The sequence below is a fragment of the Psychromonas aquatilis genome (genome assembly GCF_038155185.1).
Taxonomy (GTDB): domain Bacteria; phylum Pseudomonadota; class Gammaproteobacteria; order Enterobacterales; family Psychromonadaceae; genus Psychromonas; species Psychromonas aquatilis.
In genome coordinates this window covers 1-218 of the sequence record NZ_JBAKAZ010000359.1, presented here as the reverse complement: position 1 = coordinate 218, position 218 = coordinate 1, and the positions used below count along the sequence as shown (strand labels likewise).

The window sequence follows — 218 nt, the reverse complement described above, 5'->3', positions numbered from 1 at the left end:
ATAAGATATCATCAGCCATTAATACTGGGTAACTGAATAGACCAGCATTAATATTCGTCACATATTATTGTGATTTATCTTTGAACTGTGTCATACGGTTTAATTAACCCATTTGCGTATGAAAGTTTAAAATCCAAGAAAATTCTGCATGTTCAGGTACTTGAGATTGAATAAACAGGGTGCTTTTTTGTGGGTCAATACCGACTGCCTGCTACATT

1 pseudogene is annotated in these 218 nt (G+C 34.4%); it reads right to left on the bottom strand.

What is annotated here, in order from left to right:
- Nucleotides 1-208 (bottom strand): annotated as a pseudogene (locus V6256_RS15820) (tryptophan--tRNA ligase); the annotation flags it as partial.
- Between the last annotated feature and the right edge of the window lie 10 nt (nucleotides 209-218).